Origin of the sequence: Kitasatospora sp. SolWspMP-SS2h (assembly GCF_003259315.1) — a bacterium.
Lineage (GTDB): Bacteria > Actinomycetota > Actinomycetes > Streptomycetales > Streptomycetaceae > Kitasatospora > Kitasatospora fiedleri.
Window position 1 is genome coordinate 168,714 of sequence record NZ_QLLT01000013.1, and the last position, 20,310, is coordinate 189,023.

14 protein-coding genes are annotated in these 20,310 nt (G+C 75.0%); 5 read left to right on the top strand and 9 right to left on the bottom strand.

Annotated features, from left to right (window positions below; all coding sequences use genetic code 11):
- Nucleotides 1-2: 2 nt before the first annotated feature.
- A complete protein-coding gene (locus K353_RS18090; protein WP_111554645.1) occupies nt 3-851 on the bottom strand; it encodes a hypothetical protein in 849 nt (282 codons plus the stop codon).
- A 640-nt stretch (nt 852-1,491) separates the two neighbouring features.
- Between K353_RS18090 and K353_RS18095 the strand changes: the two genes are divergently transcribed.
- From K353_RS18095 to K353_RS18110, 4 genes are read left to right on the top strand one after another with little or no spacing between them, the layout of a single operon-like run.
- Complete coding sequence (locus K353_RS18095; RefSeq protein WP_111554646.1) at nt 1,492-2,589, top strand: phytanoyl-CoA dioxygenase family protein; 1,098 nt, start codon at nt 1,492-1,494, stop codon at nt 2,587-2,589.
- The gene (locus tag K353_RS18100) at nt 2,571-3,890 is read left to right on the top strand and encodes a DUF6271 family protein (protein WP_111554647.1); all 1,320 of its coding nucleotides are present in this window, start codon (nt 2,571-2,573) and stop codon (nt 3,888-3,890) included. Before K353_RS18095 ends, K353_RS18100 begins: the two co-directional genes overlap by 19 nt.
- A gap of 34 nt (nt 3,891-3,924) precedes the next feature.
- A complete protein-coding gene (locus K353_RS18105; RefSeq protein ID WP_111554648.1) occupies nt 3,925-5,649 on the top strand; it encodes a condensation domain-containing protein in 1,725 nt (574 codons plus the stop codon).
- Entirely contained in the window at nt 5,646-6,962 is a 1,317-nt protein-coding gene (locus K353_RS18110) for an MFS transporter (protein WP_111554649.1), read from the top strand. Before K353_RS18105 ends, K353_RS18110 begins: the two co-directional genes overlap by 4 nt.
- Nucleotides 6,963-7,067: 105 nt before the next feature.
- Here K353_RS18110 and K353_RS18115 read toward each other — a convergent pair whose 3' ends face one another.
- The 3 genes from K353_RS18115 to K353_RS36570 form a co-directional block, all read right to left on the bottom strand.
- Nucleotides 7,068-8,057, bottom strand: a complete 990-nt coding sequence (locus tag K353_RS18115) for an LLM class flavin-dependent oxidoreductase (RefSeq protein ID WP_111554650.1) — start codon at nt 8,055-8,057, stop codon at nt 7,068-7,070.
- 118 nt (nt 8,058-8,175) lie between these two features.
- Entirely contained in the window at nt 8,176-9,390 is a 1,215-nt protein-coding gene (locus tag K353_RS18120; RefSeq protein WP_111554651.1) for an MFS transporter, read from the bottom strand.
- Between the two features lie 99 nt (nt 9,391-9,489).
- Complete coding sequence (locus tag K353_RS36570) at nt 9,490-11,562, bottom strand: FUSC family protein (protein ID WP_111554652.1); 2,073 nt, start codon at nt 11,560-11,562, stop codon at nt 9,490-9,492.
- A gap of 179 nt (nt 11,563-11,741) precedes the next feature.
- On the opposite strand from K353_RS36570, the gene K353_RS18130 reads away from it, so the two are divergent.
- Nucleotides 11,742-12,011, top strand: a complete 270-nt coding sequence (locus tag K353_RS18130; RefSeq protein ID WP_199528150.1) for an acylphosphatase — start codon at nt 11,742-11,744, stop codon at nt 12,009-12,011.
- A gap of 156 nt (nt 12,012-12,167) precedes the next feature.
- On the opposite strand, the gene K353_RS18135 is transcribed toward K353_RS18130, so the two are convergent.
- The 5 genes from K353_RS18135 to K353_RS18155 all read right to left on the bottom strand — a co-directional run bounded on the left by K353_RS18135 (nt 12,168) and on the right by K353_RS18155 (nt 20,035).
- Entirely contained in the window at nt 12,168-13,190 is a 1,023-nt protein-coding gene (locus K353_RS18135) for an ABC transporter permease (protein WP_111554653.1), read from the bottom strand.
- The gene (locus K353_RS18140; protein ID WP_233533652.1) at nt 13,187-14,749 is read right to left on the bottom strand and encodes a sugar ABC transporter ATP-binding protein; all 1,563 of its coding nucleotides are present in this window, start codon (nt 14,747-14,749) and stop codon (nt 13,187-13,189) included. Before K353_RS18140 ends, K353_RS18135 begins: the two co-directional genes overlap by 4 nt.
- Nucleotides 14,750-14,861: 112 nt before the next feature.
- Nucleotides 14,862-15,914: a substrate-binding domain-containing protein gene (locus K353_RS18145; RefSeq protein WP_111554655.1), complete on the bottom strand. Its 1,053-nt coding sequence runs from the start codon at nt 15,912-15,914 to the stop codon at nt 14,862-14,864.
- Between the two features lie 252 nt (nt 15,915-16,166).
- A complete protein-coding gene (locus K353_RS18150; protein WP_111554656.1) occupies nt 16,167-17,333 on the bottom strand; it encodes an SGNH/GDSL hydrolase family protein in 1,167 nt (388 codons plus the stop codon).
- A 302-nt stretch (nt 17,334-17,635) separates the two neighbouring features.
- Nucleotides 17,636-20,035 carry a ricin-type beta-trefoil lectin domain protein gene (locus K353_RS18155; RefSeq protein ID WP_111554657.1) on the bottom strand — a complete coding sequence of 800 codons (2,400 nt, stop codon included), beginning with the start codon at nt 20,033-20,035 and terminating at the stop codon, nt 17,636-17,638.
- Between the last annotated feature and the right edge of the window lie 275 nt (nt 20,036-20,310).

The window sequence follows — 20,310 nt, forward strand, 5'->3', positions numbered from 1 at the left end:
GTTCAGGCCCGGGTGGCGGTGTGGAGCACGTCGAGGGCGGCCTCGGCGCTGCCGTGGGCGAGCTTCATCGCGTGCACCCAGCGCTCCAGGCCGAAGGCGACGCAGGCGCTGTGGGCGGGGCCGTGCTCGCCGGCCCGGATGCCGAGGCGCTCGCCGAAGAAGTTGCGGTGCCGGTTGACGGAGGCGATGGCGGTGCCGTCGGGGGCGCTGAACTCGTGCTTGACGGGGTCGAGCTTCATCAGCTTGGCGCGCGAGCCGCCCTTGTCGTAGAACGGGTCGTCGGCGGCGGCCCGGGTCAGTTCCAGGCCGAGCCGCTCGGCGGTGGCGGTGATGAACCGGGCGCCCTGGTCGAGGTGGTCGGCGGCGCCCTGGTGGGTGCCGAGGTAGAGCACCTCGCGCATGTGGAAGCCCCACAGCCGGCGCAGCCCGTCGTAGTGGGTCTCGTTGCGGAAGCAGCGGCCGACGGCGGACAGCCGGGCGCCATCGCCGACGTCCTGGCCCTCCAGGGAGAGCAGCAGGCCGTAGCAGGTGGCGGAGGGCAGCAGGTGGCCGGTGGGTTCGAGGGGCTGTCCGGCGGGGGCCTGGCCGGCGGCGAGGTCGGCGTGGGTCTCGGGGGTGAAGCGGCCGGCGCTGACGCCGAGGTGCGGGAAGTTGCGGAAGTAGTCGAGCTTGGCGAGGCCGTCGGCGGCCAGCAGCGGCGGGCCGAGCACCTCGGGGGCGGCGAGCCGCGCGGCGAGGCCGGTGAGGAGCTGGTCGAGGCCGCGGAAGAGCGCGGTGTGGACGGGGTCGAGGGTGACCAGTCCGGGTCCGGGGTTGGCGAGGCGGAGGCCGGGCTCGGCGGTGGTGCTCATGGCGGAGGTTCCCTCTCGGCGGGAGCGGTCGGGGTGCGGCGGCGGACAGCACGGCGCGGGACGTGGGCGTCCCGTCGGGTGCGGGGTCGCGGGGAGCGTGCGGGGCGGCGCGGGTGCGGGACGGCGTCGGCGGGGGCGCGGCGCAACGGGAGGGGCGGCGCGGGCCAACGCTCCGTCAGGGACCGGAGCCGATTGGGAGATTAGGACAGTCCCGCGCCAATTGTCTAGACCAGATTGCCACCGCACCGGGTTCGACCCGCGGTCACGGCGGGTCCGGACCACGGTCGACCCGCCGCCGGACCACTGCCGGACCGCCACCGGACCACTGCCGGACCGCCTGCCGGCCCGCCGCCGACCCGGGTTACCGGTCAGGAACTTGACAACATTTGTGGTCTGGACCAATGTGGCGACCGGAGCGACCGCGGCGCCCTGTTCGGCGCCGCCCTTCCCCGTCGCCCCCGTCTCTTGTGCCGGCCCCGCTGCGGGGGCCGTCCGCGCCCGGCCGCCTTCCCGGCCCGGGGCGCGTCCCTGTCCCGCCGCCGCACCCCCGTCCGCCGGGCCCCCTCCGGGCCCGCGCCGCCGACGGGCGGGGCGGCCGTCCACCCGCCTCCGCTTTCTCCTCAGGAGGGGCCGTCCCATCATGACGTCCGCACCGTCCCGCCGCGCCCACCTGTTCCGGGCCGCGAGCGACCGCCCGTACTTCAGCAACGACGGCGAGTCCTACCTCGCCCAGCACACCCTGCGCGAGCTGTCCAAGTCCCGTCCGCTGCGCGTGCTGTCCGAGGAGGACTTCGCGCACTGGCAGACCTACGGCTACGTGATCGTCCGCGAGGCGGTGCCCGCCGAGCACGCCCGCCGGATGCTCGACTTCGCATGGGAGTTCCAGGGCCTGGACCCGCAGGACCCGGCCAGCTGGTTCGCCGACCGGCCGTTCCGCTCCGACCTGGACCAGCAGCTGCACATCTACGGCTTCGTCGAGGCGTACCACCACCAGCTGCTCTGGGACAGCCGGCAGAACCAGCGGGTCTACGACGCGTTCGTGGACGTCTGGGACTGCGAGGAGCTGTGGGTCACCCTGGACCGGCTCAACCTCAACCCGCCCAACCGCGGCAACCGCGACCGGGCGCTGATCGACCCCACCGACCGCGGCTTCGACATCGAGCTGCACTGGGACATCGACACCACGCTGGGCGTGCCGCCGCAGCGGGTGCAGGGCATCATCGCGCTCAACGACACCACGCCGGAGACCGGCGGCTTCCAGTGCAACCCGGAGCTGTTCCGGCGGTTCGAGTCGTGGAAGCTCACCCAGCCGGCCGGCCGGGACCCGATCCGCCCGGACATCGACCGCGCCGAACTGCCGGTGGTCCGGCCCGAACTGCACCCCGGCGACCTGCTGATCTGGAACGGCCTGCTGGCGCACGGCGTCGCCCGCAACCTGTCCGAGCGGGGCGTGCGCGCCGTGCAGTACCTGTCGATGATGCCCGCCCTGGAGGAGCACGAGCGGCTGCGCAAGTCCCGCGTCGACTCCTGGCGCCACCTGCGCACCCCGCGCTGGAACCGCACCCTGGTCGGCGACCCGGTCCTGCACGAGTCCAAGCGCTACCCGACCGCGCAGCTGACCGAGCTGGGCAGCAGGCTGCTCGGCCTCAGCTCCTGGCACGAGCCGGCCGAACCGTCCCAGCCGGCCGCCGAGGCCGCCGCCGCTCCCGGGGCGGACCAGTGCGCCGCGTCTGCCTGACCCTGCCCACCAACCGCGCCTGCGCCCCCGCCCTGCTCGGCCTGCTCGACGAAGCGGCCTACGGCGCACGGGAGTTCGGCGTCGAGGTGGAGGTCCTGGTGCTGGACTCCGCCCCCGCGCCGGTGGTCGCCGAGCACCGCCGGGTGCTCGGCGGCCGGCCGGCCGCGCCGGGGGTGAACGTCCACCACCTGGACGAGGACGCCCAGCGCGCCGTCCTGGCCCGGGCGGCGGCCCGGGCCGGGGTCGCCGACCCGGACCGCCTCCTGGAGCTGCTGCTGCCGGACGCCGTCTCGTACGGGGCCTGCACCGACCGGGCGTTCCTGCTCGCCGAGGCCCTGGGCTGCGCCTCCGTGCACCGGCGCGACTCTGACAGCCGCTACCAACTCCTGGACGGCGCACCGGTGTTCCCGATCCACCAGGAGCTGGTCGCGATCGGCCTCCCGGCCGGGGAGGTCGCCGGGCGGATCGGCCGGGGCCGCCTGGCCCGGCTCGGCCCGGACGCCGCCGGGCTGCCCGTCGCGGTGGTCGGCGCCTCCTTCGTCGGCGAGCTCTCGGTCGACCTCGCGGAGATCCTGGCGCTCGACCCCCGGGTGCACGGCGAACTCGTCGGCCTGGCGCTGCCGCCGTCCACGCCCGCGCTCTGGCGCGAGCAGGCGGTCCGGGAGGCGTTCCGCGGCGCCGGGACGGAGCCGTTCCGCGCCGACCGGGCCCAGCTCGGCGCGGTCGCCCCGAACCGGATCGACATGTGCAACCTGGCACTCTCCCGCGAGCTGTACGGCCGCGTCCCGCTGCCGCCCGCGACCGAGACCATCGGCACCGACTACTTCCTGCTGCACGTCGCCCAGTACGCCGCCCTGCCCGGCGTGCTGCACAACCGGCACATCGTCAACTTCCACACCGGCGAGCGCCGCACCGACTCCGGCCGGCTCGCCTACCACCTGCGGCTGGCGAAGTTCCTGCTGCTGTCGGGGCGGCTCGGCGGCCTCTACACCGCGATGGCCGCGACCGGACCGGCCCTGCTCACCGAGCCCGGACGGCTGGCCGCCCTGGTCCGCGCGGCGGCGGCCGACCCCGCCCCCGACGACCTCCGGCGCCTCACCACCGTCGAGCACGCCTACCGCCGCCTGGGCCCCGCCTGGGCCCCGGTCGCCGACGCCCTGGCCGCCGACCGCCCCCGGCTGCTGCACCGGGCCCGCACCGACCTGGAGGACTTCGCGACCCTCCTGGACGCCTGGCCCGCCCTGCTGGACGCGGCGGGGAGCGCCCCGCGGACGCCCGCCCCGGCGCCCTCCCCCCGGTGAACGCCTCCCCGAACACTCCTCCGCACGCCTCCCCATGAATGTAGGTGCCCTCGTGTCTCCCTCCCCCTCCCGGGTCGTCACCGTCCGCTGGGCGGGCGGTGACGTGCGGCGCGGGCCGCTGACCCTCGGCCAGGCGAACATGGTGCGGTGCATCCTGCGGGACGGCGCCGCGGACGTGGACATCCACGACGTGTGGGCCGTCCCGGCCGGGGTCTCCGTCGCGGCGGTGCTCGACGCGCTGCGGGCGCTGACGCTGCGGCACGAGGCGCTGCGGACGGTGTTCCCGCACCCCGAGGGCACCCTCCCCGAGGAGCAACTCGTGTGCTCGGAAGGGGAGTTCACCGTCCGGGTGGTCGACCACGACCCGCTGCCCGAGGACCCGGCGGCCGTCGCCGACGCGCTGGCCCGGGAGGTCCGGCTGGCACCGTTCGACCTGGGCCGCGACCACCCGCTGCGGGCCGTGCTGCTGACCGGCGGCGGGGTGCCCGTGCAGCTGGGGCTGGTGGCCGGGCACGCCGCCGCCGACGGCAGCGCGCTCTCGGTGCTGCGCGAGGAGTGGCTCGACCTGCTGCACGGCCGTGAACTGCCGCCCCTGGACGGCACCTTGACGCCGCTGGAGCTGGCCGCCGAGGAGGCCGCCCCGGCCGGACGGCGCAAGGCGGAGGCTTCGCTGCGGTACTGGGAGCGGGTGCTGCGCACCGGCCCGCAGGCGATGTTCGCCGAGCCGCGGGCGCTGGTCGCGGGCGGCCCGGCGCCGCGGTTGACGCTGCGCTCGGCGCGCGGCGGCGCGGCGCTGGCCCGGGCCACGGCCCGGCTGGGGGTGCCGGGTTCGACGGTGCTGCTGACCGCGTGGTGCGCGCTGGTGGCGCACCGGGCGGGGCAGGACGCCTACGTCGGCGCGGCCCCGACCGCCAACCGCTACAAGTCCGCGCTGGCCCGCACCGTCACCCCGCTGTCGCAGGACGCGCTGCTCCACCTGGAGGTGGCCCGGGCGGCCGGCTTCGACGCGCTGGTGAAGTCCGCCTGGGCGGCGGCGCTGAACGCCTACCGGCACAGCCGGTTCGACGCGCTGGAGCTGTGGGCGATGATCGACCGGGTGACCGCCGAGCGCGGCAGCCGGTTCGGGCGGGACGTGGTGTTCAACGACGTGTCCGGCCTGCCGGGGGCGCTGCGTCCGGCCGCCGGGACGGCCGACCCGGAGCCCGGGTTCGAGCTGACCTGGGGCCCGGAGCAGGTGCTGCCGACCGCGCTGCTCTGCTTCGTCCACCGCCTGGAGCCGGTGCTGGAGCTGGCGCTGTGGCCGGACCCGCAGCTGTTCGACCGGGACGAGGCGGCGGGCTTCCTGGCCGGTCTGGTCCGGCTGCTGGAGGCGGCGGCCGAGGGCGACGTCCCGCCGGCCGCGCTGGGCGAGGTCACCGGCGTCCGCCCGCCCGAGCGCGGCGGCGACTGGCGCCTGCTGGACGGCTGCTGGGTCTCCCCCGCCGCGGTCGCCGCCGCGCTGTCCGCCGCCCTGGACGGCCGCCCGGTGCACGTCGACGCCGACCTGACCGCGTACCTCCCGGACGCGGCGGGCGAGTTGACGCCCGAGCTGGCGCACGCCGCCCTGCTGCGGCACCTCCCCGAGCGGCCGGGCGTGCTCGCCCCGCGCCGCTACCTGATCGTGCCGGACGCCCCGGCCGAGCCCGGCCTCCCCCTGGCCTGGCAGCAGCAGCCGACACTCCTGGAAGGAAGCGGCCGCCCGGCGGCCGACCCGCGATGACCCTTGACGATGACCTGACGGCGCGTCCCCCGTCCGACTCCCCCTCCGAGCTGTCCGACCCGCCGTCCGACCCGCCGTCCGGCGCCGGGTCCGGCACCCTGCCCAGCCCCTGGCGCTCGCACCGGTTCCGGATGCTGTTCGTGGCCCGCAGCTCCTCGCTGCTGGCGGACGGCATGCTGATGGTGTCGCTGACCGCGGCCGTGCTGCGGACGGGCTACGGCGAGAGCGGGGTCGGCTACGCGCTGGCCGCGTGGATGGCGCCGATCGTGCTGCTGGTGCTGTTCGGCGGCGTGCTGGCGGACCGCTTCACCCCGCAGCTGATGATGGTCGGCGCGGACGCCGTCCGGATGCTGGCCATGCTGGCGCTGGCGCTGCTGCTGGCCACCACCGACGTGTCGCTGTGGCAGATCATGGCGTTGATGGCGCTCTCCGGCGCGGCGACGGCGATGTTCCAGCCGGGCCTGGCGGGCCTGGTGCCGCGGGTGGCCGAGGACGTCCAGCGGGCCAACGCGCTGCTGCGGATCTCCGAGGCGGTCTGCACGCTGCTGGGCCCGGGCCTGGCGGGCCTGGTGGTCGGCTACTGGAACGTGGCCGGCTCGTTCACCGTCATCGCGGCGGCGTTCGCGCTCAGCGCGCTGGGCCTGCTGCCGCTGCGCAACCTGGGCGCGGACAAGGGCGCGGAGGAGCCCGCCGCGCCGATCTGGCAGCGGTTGGCGGTCGGCTGGCGGGAGTTCAGCTCCCGGCCGTGGCTGTGGGGCGTGATCGCGGTGTGGTCGGTGTACGGGCTGCTGGTGTTCGGCCCGTCGGTGCCGCTGGGCGCGGTCGCGCTGACCGACCAGCACGGCAGCTCTGGCTACGGCTGGATCGCCTCGGCGGACGGCGCGGGCACCATCGTGGGCGGCCTGCTGGGCATGCGGGTGCGCCCGGCGCGCCCGCTGGTGGCGGGGGCCTGCGCGATGCTGTTCTTCTCGCTCAACCCGCTGGCCCCGGCGCTGCACTGGTCGTTCGCGCTGACGGCGGCCACCGGGCTGGTCGCGGGCTGCGGCTTCGCGTTCTGGGGCGTGATGTGGTCGACCAGCGTGCAGACCCACGTCCCGCTGAACGTGCTGAGCCGGGTGTCGGCGTACGACGTGGCCGGTTCGATCATGGTGATCCCGGTCGGCCGGGCGCTGTCCGGGCCGGTGGCCGCCGCGTTCGGCATCGACCGGGTGCTGCTGTTCGCCGCGCTGGTGGGCCTGCTGCTGCTGGGGCTGATGATCGCGCTGCCCGCGGTGCGCGGCCTGGGCCGGACGCCGGTGGCCACCGCCGACTGACCCCGGTCCCGGGACCGGGTCCGGGACACAGACCGGCGGACGGGGGTCCGGCCGCGCCGCCGCGCGGTCGGGCCCCCGTCCGTCTGCTCCGCTCCGCCCCCGGGTTCAGCCCCGGCCGGGCAGGGCCGGGGCCAGCGACTCCAGTGCGGCCAGCGGGTCCGGCCCGGCCGGGGTGAGGACCACGCAGGTGGCCCCGGCCGCGTGCCGGGCGGCGATCGCGGCCCGGGCCTGCGCGGGCGTGCCGGTGACGGTGAGCGCGCGGACCCACGCGGCGGGCATGGTGCGGGCGAACCGGGCGCCGTCGGCACTGGCGGCCCGGTGGGCGCGGAACTCGGCGGCGAACGGGAGCGGGTCGATGTGCGGCGCCCAGTCGGGTTCGCCGATCGCGGCCAGCCCGGCCCGGACCCGCTCGACGGCGGCCTCCCCGTCCCCGTGCTCGTCCCCGTCCACGGCCGCGACGTCGTAGGTGATCACCTCGGCGTCGCGGCGGCCCAGGTGCGCCAGCGCGGCGGCGACGTAGGCGGGCGCGGCGGGTTCGGCGAGCAGCAGCCCGTCGGCCGTCTCCCCGGCCAGCGCCTGCGACTTGGGGCCGCGCACGCCCAGCACCACGGGCGGCACCACGTCGGGGGTCTCGGTCAGCCGCACGTCCCGGCAGCGCACGTACCGCCCGTCGGCCGGGCCGGGCTCGCCGCGCAGCAGGGCGCGCAGCGCGGTGGTGTACTCGCGCAGCAGGGTGAGCGGGCTGGCGGGCCAGGCGCCGCCGGACTGCTCCATCCAGGCGCGCATGCCGTGGCCGACGCCCGCGGTGAGGCGGCCGGGGTGGAGCTGGGCGAGGGTGGCGAGCTCCATCGCGGCGAAGCAGACGTTGCGGGCGCCGGCGGGCAGGATGCCGATGCCGACGGTGATCCGGCGGGTGGCGGCGAGCACGGTGGCGGCCTGGGCGATGCCGCCGCGCCAGCCGAGGTCCTCGACCACCCACAGCTCGTCGAAGCCGAGTTCCTCGGCGCGGCGGGCGTACGGGAGGATCTGTCGGACCGGCAGGTCGCGGGGCAGCATCACGCCGACCCGGGCGCGCGGGCGGTCGGTGTCCGTCATCGGGTGCTCCTTCGGGGGGCGCGGGGCCTCCCGCACGAGGGGCCCGGGCGACTCATCAGATCATCGACCGCCGGCCCGCGTCGAGGACGTCGCCGAGGCCGCCGGGGCGGTCACCCGGTCAGCCCGCCGCGACCGCCGGTTCCGAGGGCTCCGCCGCCGTCGGCCGGTCCGCGACGGCGACGGCCGCCGGCCCGCGCCGGTCCACCGCCCAGGACACCGCGGCGATCGCGAACCCGAGCAGCGACAGTCCCGCGCCGACCAGCGACGGCGAGGTCAGGCCGTACCCGGCGTCGAGCGCCAGGCCGCCGAGCCAGGCGCCCATCGCGTTGGCCAGGTTGAACGCGCCCTGCACGGTGGCGGAGGCCAGCGTCGGCGCGGTGCGCGCCTTCCGGATCACCAGGGTCTGCACGGTCGGGACGGTCGCGAAGCCCGCCGTGCCGATCAGCACCACCGTCGCGGCGGCCGACCAGCGGGCGTGCGCGGTCAGCGCGAACAGGGCGAGCGCGCCGGCCATCGCCAGGAAGGCCGCGCAGATCGACGGGCGCAGCGCCCGGTCGGCCGCGTAGCCGCCGATCACGTTGCCGAGGGTCATGCCGACGCCGAACAGGGCCAGCACCAGGGTGACCGAGCCCTCGGCGAACCCGGCGACGCCGGTGAGGGCGGGGGTGATGTAGGTGTAGCAGGCGAACAGTCCGGCGCAGCCGAACACCACGGTGGTCAGCGCCAGCCAGAGCTGTCCGCTGCGGAAGGTGGCGAGTTCGCTGCGCAGGCCCGCGCCGGGGTGGCTGGGCAGGTGCGGGACGAGGCGGGCGATGGCGGCGGCGCCGAGCAGGCCGATCGCCACCACGACGAGCATCGCGGCCCGCCAGCCGAGGTGCTGGCCGAGCAGGGTGGCGGCGGGCACGCCGAGGATGTTCGCCACCGTCAGCCCGGAGAACATCACCGACACCGCCCGGGCCCGCAGGTGCGGGGCGACCAGTTCGGCGGCGGCCACCGCGCCGGCCCCGAAGAACGCGCCGTGCGGCAGCCCGGTGATCCGCCGGGCCGCCGCCAGGAAGGCGAAGTTCGGCGCGATCGCGCACAGCAGGTTCCCGAACGTGAACAGCCCCGCCAGCCCGACCAGCACCGTCTTGCGCGGCAGCTTCGCGGCCACCGCGGTCAGCAGCGGCGCCCCGATCACCACGCCGAGCGCGTAGAGCGAGATCAGCCAGCCCGCCTGCGGGATGGTCCGGTCCAGGCCGTCGGCGATCTGCGGCAGCAACCCCATCGCGGAGAACTCGGTGGTGCCGATCGCGAACGCGGTCACGGCGAGGGCGACGAGCGCCAGGGGCATGCGGGTGCTCCAGCCAACGACAGGGGACGGCGACCGTCCGGAACGGCGCACCGACCGGGCCGCCAACCCCGATGTCAACGTTGTCAGTGCTCACCGATCCTACCCGCCGCGCGGTCCGCCGGTCCGCGCCGTCCGCGCCGCCCGCCCGGCCGGACGGGCGGCAGCAGGTCGCCCGCGCCGACGGTGCACGCCCGCCGGGCGCGGGTCTGAGCCGGTCGCCAGGGCCCGGATGCGGCGCACCTCGGCGGCCACGCCCGCGAGTTCGGAGGGCAGTTCGGCCGGCGGCGCGACGGCGGGCGTCCGGGCGGGGGCGGCGGTCGGGCCGGGGCGGTCGAGGGCGTCGGCGGCGGCGGCGAGGTCCCGGGTGAGGGTGCGGACGGCGGGGGCGGCCGGGGCGGGGGCGCCGTGGTCGCGCTCGACGGCGTACGCGGTGGCGGCGTCGGCGAGCCGTTCGGCGTGCACGGTCAGGCGCAGCCAGTCCGGTCCGGCCGGTCCGCCGGGGCGGAGTTCGGCGGCGGCGGTCTCGGCGGCGGCGCGGGCCTGGGCGAGGGTGCGGTAGGCGGTGCGGCGCAGTTCGGCCCGGTCGGCGGCCGGGGCCCGCTCGCCGTCCCGGTCCGCCGGACCGGCCAGCAGGACGTGGTCGAGGTAGCGCTGGGTGTGCCGGAGCGCGTGCGCGGCGCGCTGGCCGACCCGGGCCCGGGTGTCGGCCAGGCCGGGGAGGTGGCCGACCAGCAGGACCAGGGCGCAGGCGAGCGCGGTGTCGGCGAGCCGGGCGGGGGCGGCGCCGTGGTCGCCGCCGGTGGTGGTGAAGGCCAGCACGGTGACGGTGATGACGGCGGTCTGCGCGGCGAAGTGCCGCTGGGCCACGGGTATCAGCGCGCCGGTCGCGGCCACCGCGGCGACCGGCCACCACGGGCCGGACAGCACCGGCCCGAGCAGCGCGACCAGCAGCACGCCGGCGACCGTCCCGGCGAAGCGGTTGACGACCCGGGAGAACAGCGGCCCCAGGTCCGGCTTGACCAGGAACGCGGCGGTGACGGGCAGCCAGTACCAGTGCCCGGTGCGCAGCGCGAGCGCCAGCGCGGCGCTCGCCGCGACGCACACCCCGACCCGCACCCCGTACGCCCGGCCGGCCCGGCCCCACGGCCGCACGCCCGGCACCGGGCCGCGCCGCTCCCCCGCCGGCGCGCCCAGCACCAGCACGGCCAGCGCCCGCCGCAGCCCGTGCCCGCGCGTCCGGCCGCGGGCGGCGCCGGGACCGGCCGGTCCCGGCGTCCCGCCGAAGGCGAGGGCCGCGTGCAGGACGGCGCGGTCGAAGGCGGCGGTGGCCGGGGTCTCGGCGGCGGGGACGGGCAGCGGGCCGGGGAGGCGGTCGGTGCGGACGGCGGTGGCCAGGCGGCGCGGGCCGGTGGCGAGGCGGGCGGGCAGCGGACGGGCGGCGCGCAGCAGCGCGACGCTCGCCTCGCACAGGGCGGACGCGGCGGCGAGCCGGGTGCGCAGGGCGTGGTCGTGGCCGGTGCGCAGCTGTTCGCCGGCCCGGTCGAGGGCGGCGGTCAGCCGGCGGCGGGCGTTCTCGGCGCGGTCGGTCCCGGCGGCGTCCAGGGCGTCGGCGAGGGCGTCGAAGACCGCGGCGACGGCCTGCCGTTCGGCGTGCAACGGCCGCGGGTGGCTGGTGAGTTGACGCAGCAGCAGGAGCCAGGCGGCACCGGCCAGGTAGCAGCCGGCCCGGGCCCAGCCCGGCAGCGGGACGGGCAGGCCGCAGCCGAGCACGGTGAGCACCGTCAGCTGCACGGCGGCGGCGGAGGCGACCGGCCCGGCGACGCTGACCGCCCCGCAGAGCACCCCGACCGCGCCGAGCAACGGCACCGCCCACCACCCGCCGACGGTACCGACCAGCAGGCCCAGCGCCCCGGCGAACGCGGGGACGGCCTGCTGCACGGCCCCGGTCCGCCGCCCGGCGGGCCGGTCGTTCACCCCCGCGAACATCGCCCCCAGCCCGGCAAGCACCCCTTCGGCGGGCCGCCCGGCAGCCAGCGCGACCCCCAGCGGCACCGCCATCCCGGCCGCGCCCCGCACCGTCGCCGCCCAGGGCACCGGGCCGCGCTGCCAGCGCAGCGGATGGGTCAGCCAGTCCGGTCGCGCCTGTCGCCTGTTCGTGGGAACTCCCTCCACCGGTGAGCCTGCCCCCGCAGCCTAGGCCCGCCTCTTGTCACGCCCGCTGCACCCGCGTTACGCCCGGATGACACCGGTGGTGGCGGGCCCGCCGCCCGCTGCTCCGGCGCGCCCTCCGCTCCCCCGTCCTCCCGGCTGCGGTATACCTGCTGGCAACGGCGGCGAGAGGTGGGTGGCGGGTGATCCGGCGGCGGGTGCTGGTCTCGGGCACGGTGCAGGGCGTCTTCTTCCGCGACTCCTGCCGCCGGACGGCCGCCGGGGCGGGCGTGGCGGGCTGGGTGCGCAACCTGCCGGACGGCCGGGTGGAGGCGGTCTTCGAGGGCGATCCGGCGGCGGTGGAGCAGTTGGTCGCCTGGATGCGGCACGGCCCGTCCCGCGCGGTGGTCGAGCACGTCGAGGTGGTCGAGGAGCAGCCGGAGGGCCTGCTGGTCTTCGCCGTCACCACCTGAGCCCGCTGTCCGGCCCCGCCCGGCACCCCGCCCCGCCGGTCCGCGCCTCTTCCCGGGACGGCGGGGGCCGCCGCTCTCCACGCTCCGAGCTGCCGAACGCGCCGGGCACCGGCCGCCCGGCCCGCCGGTGCCGAGGGCGGCGGGGCCGGGTCGGGGTCAGGCGGGGAGTCCGATGGGGCGTTCGCCGTTGCGGCGCTGCTGGATGACGACGGCGATGACGAGGAGGGCGCCCTGGGCGACGTTCTGCCAGAAGGCGTTGATGCCTTCGACGGTGAGGCCGTTCTCCAGGCAGCCGAGCAGGGCGACGGCCAGGAGGGTGCCGCCGATGCCGCCCTTGCCGCCCTTGAGGGCGCAGCCGCCGAGGGCGGCGGCGGTGATGGCTTTGAGTTCGAGTCCTTCGCTGCCGGAGGTGGGTTGGCCGCTTCCGGTGCGGGCGGTGAGGAGGATGCCGGCGACGGCGGCGACGGCGCCGATGAGGGCGTAGACGGCGACGAGGTACTTGTTGATGTTGATGCCGGCGAGGCGGGCGGCGGTGTCGTTGCCGCCGATGGCGTAGATGTTGCGGCCGATGTCGGTGTACTTGAGCAGGAGGTGGACGGCGGCGGCGGTGAGGATGAGGATCCAGACCATGACGGGCAGGCCGGCGATCTTGCCGCGGCCGAGGAAGATGAAGACGTCGTCGTTGAGGACGTAGCCCTGGGCGCGGCCGTTGGAGACGAGTTGGGCCAGGCCCTTGTAGGCGGCGAGGCCGGCGAGGGTGGCGATGGTGGGGTTGACCCGGCCGTAGACGATGATGACGCCGTTGAGGACGCCGATCAGCAGGCCCACGCCGACGGCGGCGGCCATGCCGGCGAAGGGGTTGGCGCCGGCGGAGGTGAAGGCCATGGCGGAGATGACGGAGGCGACGCCGGCCTGGGAGCCGACGGAGATGTCGAGGCCGCCGCAGATGATGACGACGGTCTGGACGACGGCGAGTAGGCCGGTGATGGTGGCGGCTTCGGCGATGACCTGCATGTTGGACAGGCTGAGGTAGTTGTCGTTCAGGACGCCGAAGAGGGCGAGGACGACGGCCAGGGCGCCGATCAGGCTGAGGTTCTGTCCGCCGACGGAGGCCAGCAGCGAGCGGGCGGTGGTGCCGGTGGGCTTGGCGGGTGCCGCCGGCCGGGTGGTGGTGGTCACGGGGTGGCTCCAGGGGCGGGTGCGGTGGTGAGGTCGTCGGCCATGGCGAGGCTGAGGATGTTCTCCTCGGTGGCGTGGGCGCGGTCGAGTTCGCCGGTGATGCGGCCGCCCTGCATGACGAGGATGCGGTCGGCGAGGCCGAGGACCTCGGGCAGTTCGGAGGAGATGACGAGGATGGCGACGCCCTCGGCGGCGAGGTCGGCGATGATCTGGTAGATCTCGGCCTTGGCGCCGATGTCGATGCCGCGGGTCGGCTCGTCCAGGATGAGGACCTTGGGTTTGCGGGCCAGCCAGCGGGCGAGGACGACTTTCTGCTGGTTGCCGCCGGAGAGTTTGCGGACTTCCGTCTCGATGGAGGGGGTGCGCACCCGCAGGCGGTCGGTGTAGTGCCGGGCGAGTTCGCGCTCGGCGCCGCGGCGCACGAAGCGCAGGCGGCGCAGGCGCTCCAGGACGACGGTGGAGGTGTTGTCGCGGATGGAGCGGTGCAGGAACAGGGCCTGGGCCTTGCGTTCCTCGGGGGCCAGGCCGAGTCCGGCCCTGATGGCGTCGCCGGGGTGTCCGGTGCGCAGGCGCCGGCCGTCGAGGGTGACGGTGCCGGTGTGGACGGGGCGGTCGCCGGCCAGGGCGAGGGCGAGTTCGGAGCGGCCGGCGCCGATCAGCCCGGCCAGGCCGACGACTTCGCCGGCGCGCACCGTCAGGTCGATGTCGTGGACGTCGTCGGTGCTGACACCGCGAACGTCCAGGACGACGCGGTCGGTGGCGACGTGCGCGCGGGAGAACATGGCGGACAGGTCGCGGCCGACCATCAGGCGCACCAGTTCGCCCTCGTCGGTGGCGGCGGCGTCCAGGACGCCGGCCAGGGCGCCGTCGCGCAGCACTGCGATGCGGTCGGCGAGTCGGAAGATCTCCTGCATGCGGTGGGAGACGTAGACGACGGCGATGCCGTCGGCGCGCAGGCGGCGGATGAGGGCGAAGAGCGCTTCGACCTCGTGGTCGGAGAGCGAGGAGGTGGGCTCGTCGAAGGCGATGACCTTGGCCTCGCCGGTCAGCGCCCGCATGATCTCGACCAGTTGGCGCTGGGCGGGGGTGAGTCGGGAGCCGAGCAGGTCGGGGTCCAGGACGCCGGCGAAGCCCAGGCGGTCGAGGTCGGCGCGGATGCGGCGGCGCAGTTCGGCGCGGTCCAGGCGGCGTCCGGCCGCGCGGGGCAGCGAGCCGGCGTAGACGTTCTCGGCGACCGAGACGTGCGGGATGATCTCGGGTTCCTGCGGGATGATCCGGATGCCGGCCCGGCGCGCGTCGATCGGCGAACCCAGGGACAGGGGGCGGCCGTCCAGCAGCACCCGTCCCTCGGTGGGCTGGTGGTCACCGGTCAGGATCTTCAACAGGGTCGACTTCCCGGCCCCGTTCTCCCCCATCAACGCGGTCACCCGGCCGGCCGGGAAGTCCAGGGTGACGGCGTCGAGGGCCCGGACCGGGCCGAACCGCTTGGAGAGGTGGTGCACACCGGCTCCGGCGGTGGGCGGCCGGGGGTGCGGGTTCGGGTCGTGCGCTGTGCTCACGCTGGTCACCTTCGGGTCGTGCGGGAGGACGGGGGCCGCCTGCCGCGCGGGGCGGGCGGGGCGCCGCCCCGGCCCCGCCGGGGCGGTGTGCCGGGGCGGCGGGTGGCCGGGGTCAGTTGCAGGTGACGCCCGCGGACTTCCAGGTGGCCGCGTCGACCATGGTGGTGGGGGCGAAGGCCTCCTTCGGGAAGTCCTTGCTGTTCTTGAGCTTGTCGTACATGGTCTGGACGGCCAGCGCGCCGACGTCCTTGCCGTTGATGAACAGCGCCGCCTTCATGCCCGACGGCTTGCTGCCGCTCCAGTCCTTGCAGGCGAGGTAGGCGCCCAGGCCGACGCCGATCACGTCGTCGGCGCCGATGCCGGCGTTCTCCAGCGCGGTCACGCCACCCTGGACGTTCTCGTCGTTGCAGCCCCACACGACCCAGTGCTTGACCCCCGCGTTGGCGGTGACGGTCGCGGCGATCTTGTCCTGGGCGCCGGTCGGGGTGTTGTCGGTCGCCACGTCGATGCTCTGGATCTGGGCGCCCGATCCGGCCGCGAACGCCTCCTTCGCGGCTTTCACCCGGTCCCCGCAGACGGTGACGTCCTGCTTCCAGGCGGAGATGATCCGGGTGTCGGCGGGGTTCCACCCGGTCTTCTTGAACTCCTCGGCGGCGCGCTTGCCGACTTCGCCGCCCATCTGGGCACCGGAGAAGCCGATCCGCGGCACCAGTTGCTCCTTGTCGCAGGAGGCCGGGTCGGGGCCGGTCGCGCAGATCTGGTCGTCCGAGGTCAGCAGCGCCACCTTCGCGTCCTTCGCGATCTGCACGACCTGCGGGCCCACCGCCGGGTCCGGCACCACGATGATCAGGCCGTTGCTCTTCTGCGCGACGGCCGACTGCACCTCGCTGACCGTCTTGTTGGCGTCGTTGCCCAGGTTGACGACCTTCAGGTCGATCCCCAGCTCCGCGGCCTTCGCCTTCGCCCCGTCCGCCTCCCCGACGAAGTACTCCTGGTCGCCCTGCTTCTGCAGGTACGTCAGGGAGATCCGGCCGTTCACCGGGGCCGCGGGCGCGCCGTCGGACTTCACCGACTCCTTGCCGGTGGAACAGCCGGTGGCCAGGCCGAGGGTGAGCAGCAGGCCGGTCGCGGCGGCGGCGGCCCGGCCGGCGGTGGTGCGGAACATGGTGGCTCCTTGAGCGTGTGCCGGGGTTCGGCATGGGGTGCGGGGACAGCGGTGGCGGCGGGTGGGACCGGTCCGGGGGACTTCGTGGGCTTCGATGACTCGCGCCACCAACAACGAACATCTTCGAACGAGATACAACACATGACACCCTTGTCATGCACTTCCGTCAAGGGGGAGGACGGATCTGTCTCCCCTCGCGGCCACCGGCCCGCGTTCCGGACGGCGGATGCCGCCGGGTGCGGGAGCGGGGGTTCACGCCACGGCCGACGGCGGTGTCCAGCGCTGGTTGGCGCCGCCGTTGCAGGTCCACAGGACCAGCCGGGTGCCGTCGGCGGTGGCGGAGCCGGGGTCGTCCAGGCAGCGGCCGGAGACCGGGTTGCGGTAGCCGCCGTCGTACGGCTGCCACTGCTGGTTGGCGCCGCCGTTGCAGTCCCACAGCTCGACCTCGGTGCCGTCGGCCGTGCCGCCGGCGGTGGCGTCCAGGCACTTGCCGAGGGCGTTCAGGGTGCCGTCGGGGTTCGCGCTCCACTTCTGGGCCGGTGTGTTGTTGCAGGACCAGATCTGCACGGCGGTGCCGTTGGCGCTGCTGCCGGCATTGACGTCGAGGCACTTGCCGGCGATGCCGGACCGCACCGGGCCGCCCACCGTGACCGGGGCGCCGATCCAGCCCGCGCTGTCGGCGGCCTGGACGCCGCTGTTGAAGGCGGTGGCCATCTTGGCGAAGCCGCTGTCGTTGGGGTGCAGCGCGTCGGAGAGGTCGGCGGTGGTCAGGGTGCCCAGGTCGACCAGGCGGACGTGCTTGCCGGCGGCCTGCTTGGCCTGGACGATGCCGGGGAGCTTGGCGTTGAAGGCCGGGCGGTTGGGCTCCTCGGTGGAGCTGGTGGAGACGATCAGGGTACCGACCAGCACGGTCGCGTCGGGGGCGTCCCGGTTGATCTGGTCGATGAGCGCGGAGAGGCGGTCGGCGGCGGTGGCGACCTGGTAGTTCTGGTTGAGGTCGTTGGTGCCGATCTCCAGCGTGACCACGTTGGGCCGGTAGCGGGCCAGCACCGAGTCGGCGATGCCGGCGATCTGGTCGATGCGCCAGCCGGAGTGGCCCTCGTTGTCCGGGTCGGACAGCGTGCCGTTGCGGACCGAGCCGACGAAGTCCTCGGGGTGGCCCTCGGCGGCCAACTGGTTCCACAGCGCGGAGCGGTAGCTGTTGCCGCTGCCGGTGCCGACGCCCCAGGTGATCGAGTCGCCCAGCGGCAGCAGGCGGAGGGCGGCGGGCGCCGCGGCGGCCCGGCTCGTCGCAGTGGCCGTGGCTGCGGCCGTGGTCGTCGGCCCCTCGCTCGCCGCGGCCGGCAGCGCGGTACCCAGGGCCAGGGAGGCGATCAGCGGGATGAGTGCGGTGGCGGTGGTCGCCGTGCGCGTCTTCATGCGTGGTCCTCACGGGAGTGGGGGGATCAAGCCGGTTCCGGCGGAAGCGGCGTGGCGGACCTCGGGTTCGGCGGCGGGGAGGTGCGCGGGCCGCGGCGGCTTCGCGATGGTGGTGCGGCGGACCGCCGGGGTCACGGCACGGCCGGCAGGGTGGTCCAGCGCCGGTTGGCGCCACCGTCGCAGGTCCACACGTCCAGCCGGGTGCCGTCGGCGGTGGCGGAGCCGGTCACGTCGGGGTGCCCGCGCTCCCGGCCGGGGCGGCCGCGGCCGGCGGGGAGGGCGTCACGTGGTGGAGGGGGGCGTCACGTGGTGGGGACGGTCCAGCGCTGGTTGGTGCCGGTGTTGCAGTCCCAGATCTCCAGCTGGGTGCCGTCGGTGGTGCTGAATCCGGGCACGTCCAGGCAGCGGCCGGACTGCGGGTTGACCAGGGCGCCGGTGGAGGCGTTGTAGCTCCACTGCTGGTTGTTGCCGCCGTTGCAGTCCCAGAGTTCGACCAGGGTGCCGTTGGCGGTGCCGCCGTTGCCGGTGACCTCCACGCACTTGCCGAGCAGTCGCAGGGTGCCGTCGGGGGCGACGGTCACCTGCTGGGCGGCGGAGTTGTTGCACGTCCAGATCTGGACCTTGGTGCCGTTGGCGGTCGAGGCCGTGTCGTCGTCCAGGCACTTGCCGCCGTTGGCCGACACGACCGCCCCGGTCCCGCCCGGGGTGCCGCCGGTGCCGCCGCCGGTGCCGGGGGTGATGGACAGGTTGTCGAACTGGTCGGTGCGGTAGCCCTGGATGCCCAGCCCGGCCTGTCCGCTGGCGAAGGAGTTGTCGGTGACGGAGCCGAACTGGGCGCCGTCGAGCTTGGCGCTGATGGTGGCGTCCTGGAAGGTGAGGGACAGGTTGTGCCACTTGCCGGTGCCCAGCGCGGTGGTGGTGCCGGTGGCCAGGGTGTGGTTGGAGCCGTCGGTGTACATCTTCTCGATCCACCACTGCCCGGTGTCGCGGATGCGCAGGTAGTACGCGTTCATGTGCGACTGCGGGCGCTGCTGGGTGTTGGCCCGCCCGATCAGTTCGGTGGTTCCGGCGCCGCGCAGGTACACGTCGGAGCTGACGGTGTAGTTCGCCCAGGTGGTGTCGCCGATCAGCGCGTAGCTGTCGGAGTCGTCCTGCCACTCGATCGGCTTGACCGGCGCCATCTGCTGCACGCACTGGCCGGAGCGGCCGGTGCAGGGCTGGACCTCGAAGGAGCCCTGCATGTCGGAGAGGTACTTCGCCTCGGTGCCGCTGCCGTAGCCGTCGAAGGTGTCGGAGTACGGCAGTGCGAGGGCGTGCGCGGCGGGCGGCGCGGCGGTGCCCTTGCCGCCCCCGGCGACGGTGGTGGCGGTGTAGACGTAGCCGGGCTGCAGGGTCAGTGAGTACGCGCCGTTGTTCGGCGTGATGTCCTGGGTGTGGAGGAACGAGGTGGCGCCGCTGGGGTTGTTGACGTTGGTCGCCCACACATGCACCGTCCCGGTGGACAGGCCGCCCTTGACGGCGAGGTTCACCGTCTGCGCCGAACCGGCCGTGGTGGTCTCCAGGATCGTCGAGTAGTCCGCGGACGTGTTCGACCGGACGGTGACGTAGGTGCCGTTGGACTCGGCCCCGCCGAGGTAGCCCGAGGCCGAGTCGATGAACCGCCACCCCGGCTTGGTGAACTGGGTGACCTGCGCGGTGGCCCAGGTGCTCGCGCCGATCGTGTAGTTGCCTGACCAGGGGGAGTTAGCGGTCGCCAGGCCCACCGTGTTGTAGGGCAGGTTGGGGTAGATCGCCGCCAGCAGCGGCCAGTTGAAGTAGCTGACCATCTTCGCGTCGACGTAGCCGCGGGTGATCGCCCGGATCAGCGAGGGCGCCCCGGTGTTCATGTCCTGCGAGCCGTTCTCGCTGTCCCACAGCGGCTTGCCGTTGTTCTTCGCCGCGGTGCTGCTGGAACAGGAGTTGGCGTTACCGCCGTCACCGCCCTCGCAGGAGTAGTGCGCCCCGATGATGGACACCGCGTTGTTGAACGCCGCGTTGGTGGCCATGTCGTCGGCCACGCCCCAGCCGCTGTCGTCGGCCACCAGCTTGACGCCGGAGTAGCCGGCGTTGTTCAGCGCCGAACGCAGCTGCACGAACCAGTTGGCGTCGTGGCCGCGCTCGTTCCAGCCGCCGAGGTAGCTGATCGTCAGACCGTGCTGCTTGGCGCAGCCCAGCCAGGAGATCAGGTAGTTGATGGTGTCGGTGGACCAGAAGCCGCCGTTGATCCACCCCGGCGCCGCCCAGGCCAGGCCGTACAGGCCGATGTCGGGGTTGCGGGCCTTGGCCTGCTCGGCAAGCCAGAACTCGTACCCGGCGTTGCAGTTGATCACTCCGCGGGAGTGCTCGACGGACGGCTCGGAGCCGTCGGTGGAGTTGGCGTCGCCGCCGATCTCCAGCTTCAGCAACTGCAGGTTCGCGCCGTACCCGGGCTTGAACAGGTAGTCCAGGATCTGGGCCTGCTGCGTCGCCGGATAGTCGGTCAGCAGCCGGGAGTTGCCGCCGCCGCCGCTGATCGCGCCGATCCCGTCGAACGTCCGGCCGCCCTGCGTGCCGTCCACGGTGACGGACGTGGTGGCCGCCTGCGCGGGGACGGTGCCGACGGCGAGCACGGCCGCCAGCAGCGTGAGTACCCACAGCGGGGCGAGTCTCCATAGTCGTGACATGAGTGACATCCTTCGCCGGAGGGATTACCGCTTGGTGTTCATTCATGTGCGATGGCGCGCCGGATGGCGCAAAAAATAGGCACGATCGAACATGGCGCGCCGGTCGGCTCGCGCCGGAGCCGCCGGAGGGCCTGCCCCGCCGCCCCCTGCGGCTGCGGCCGGGGAAGCGGGTTAGACAACGTTGTCAGACATCGGCGACCCGAACCGGCCGACAGGCATGGGAACTGCCCGCCGGAGTGTCGTGGCGAGGGGGGCGCTCCACAGGAGAGAGCGCT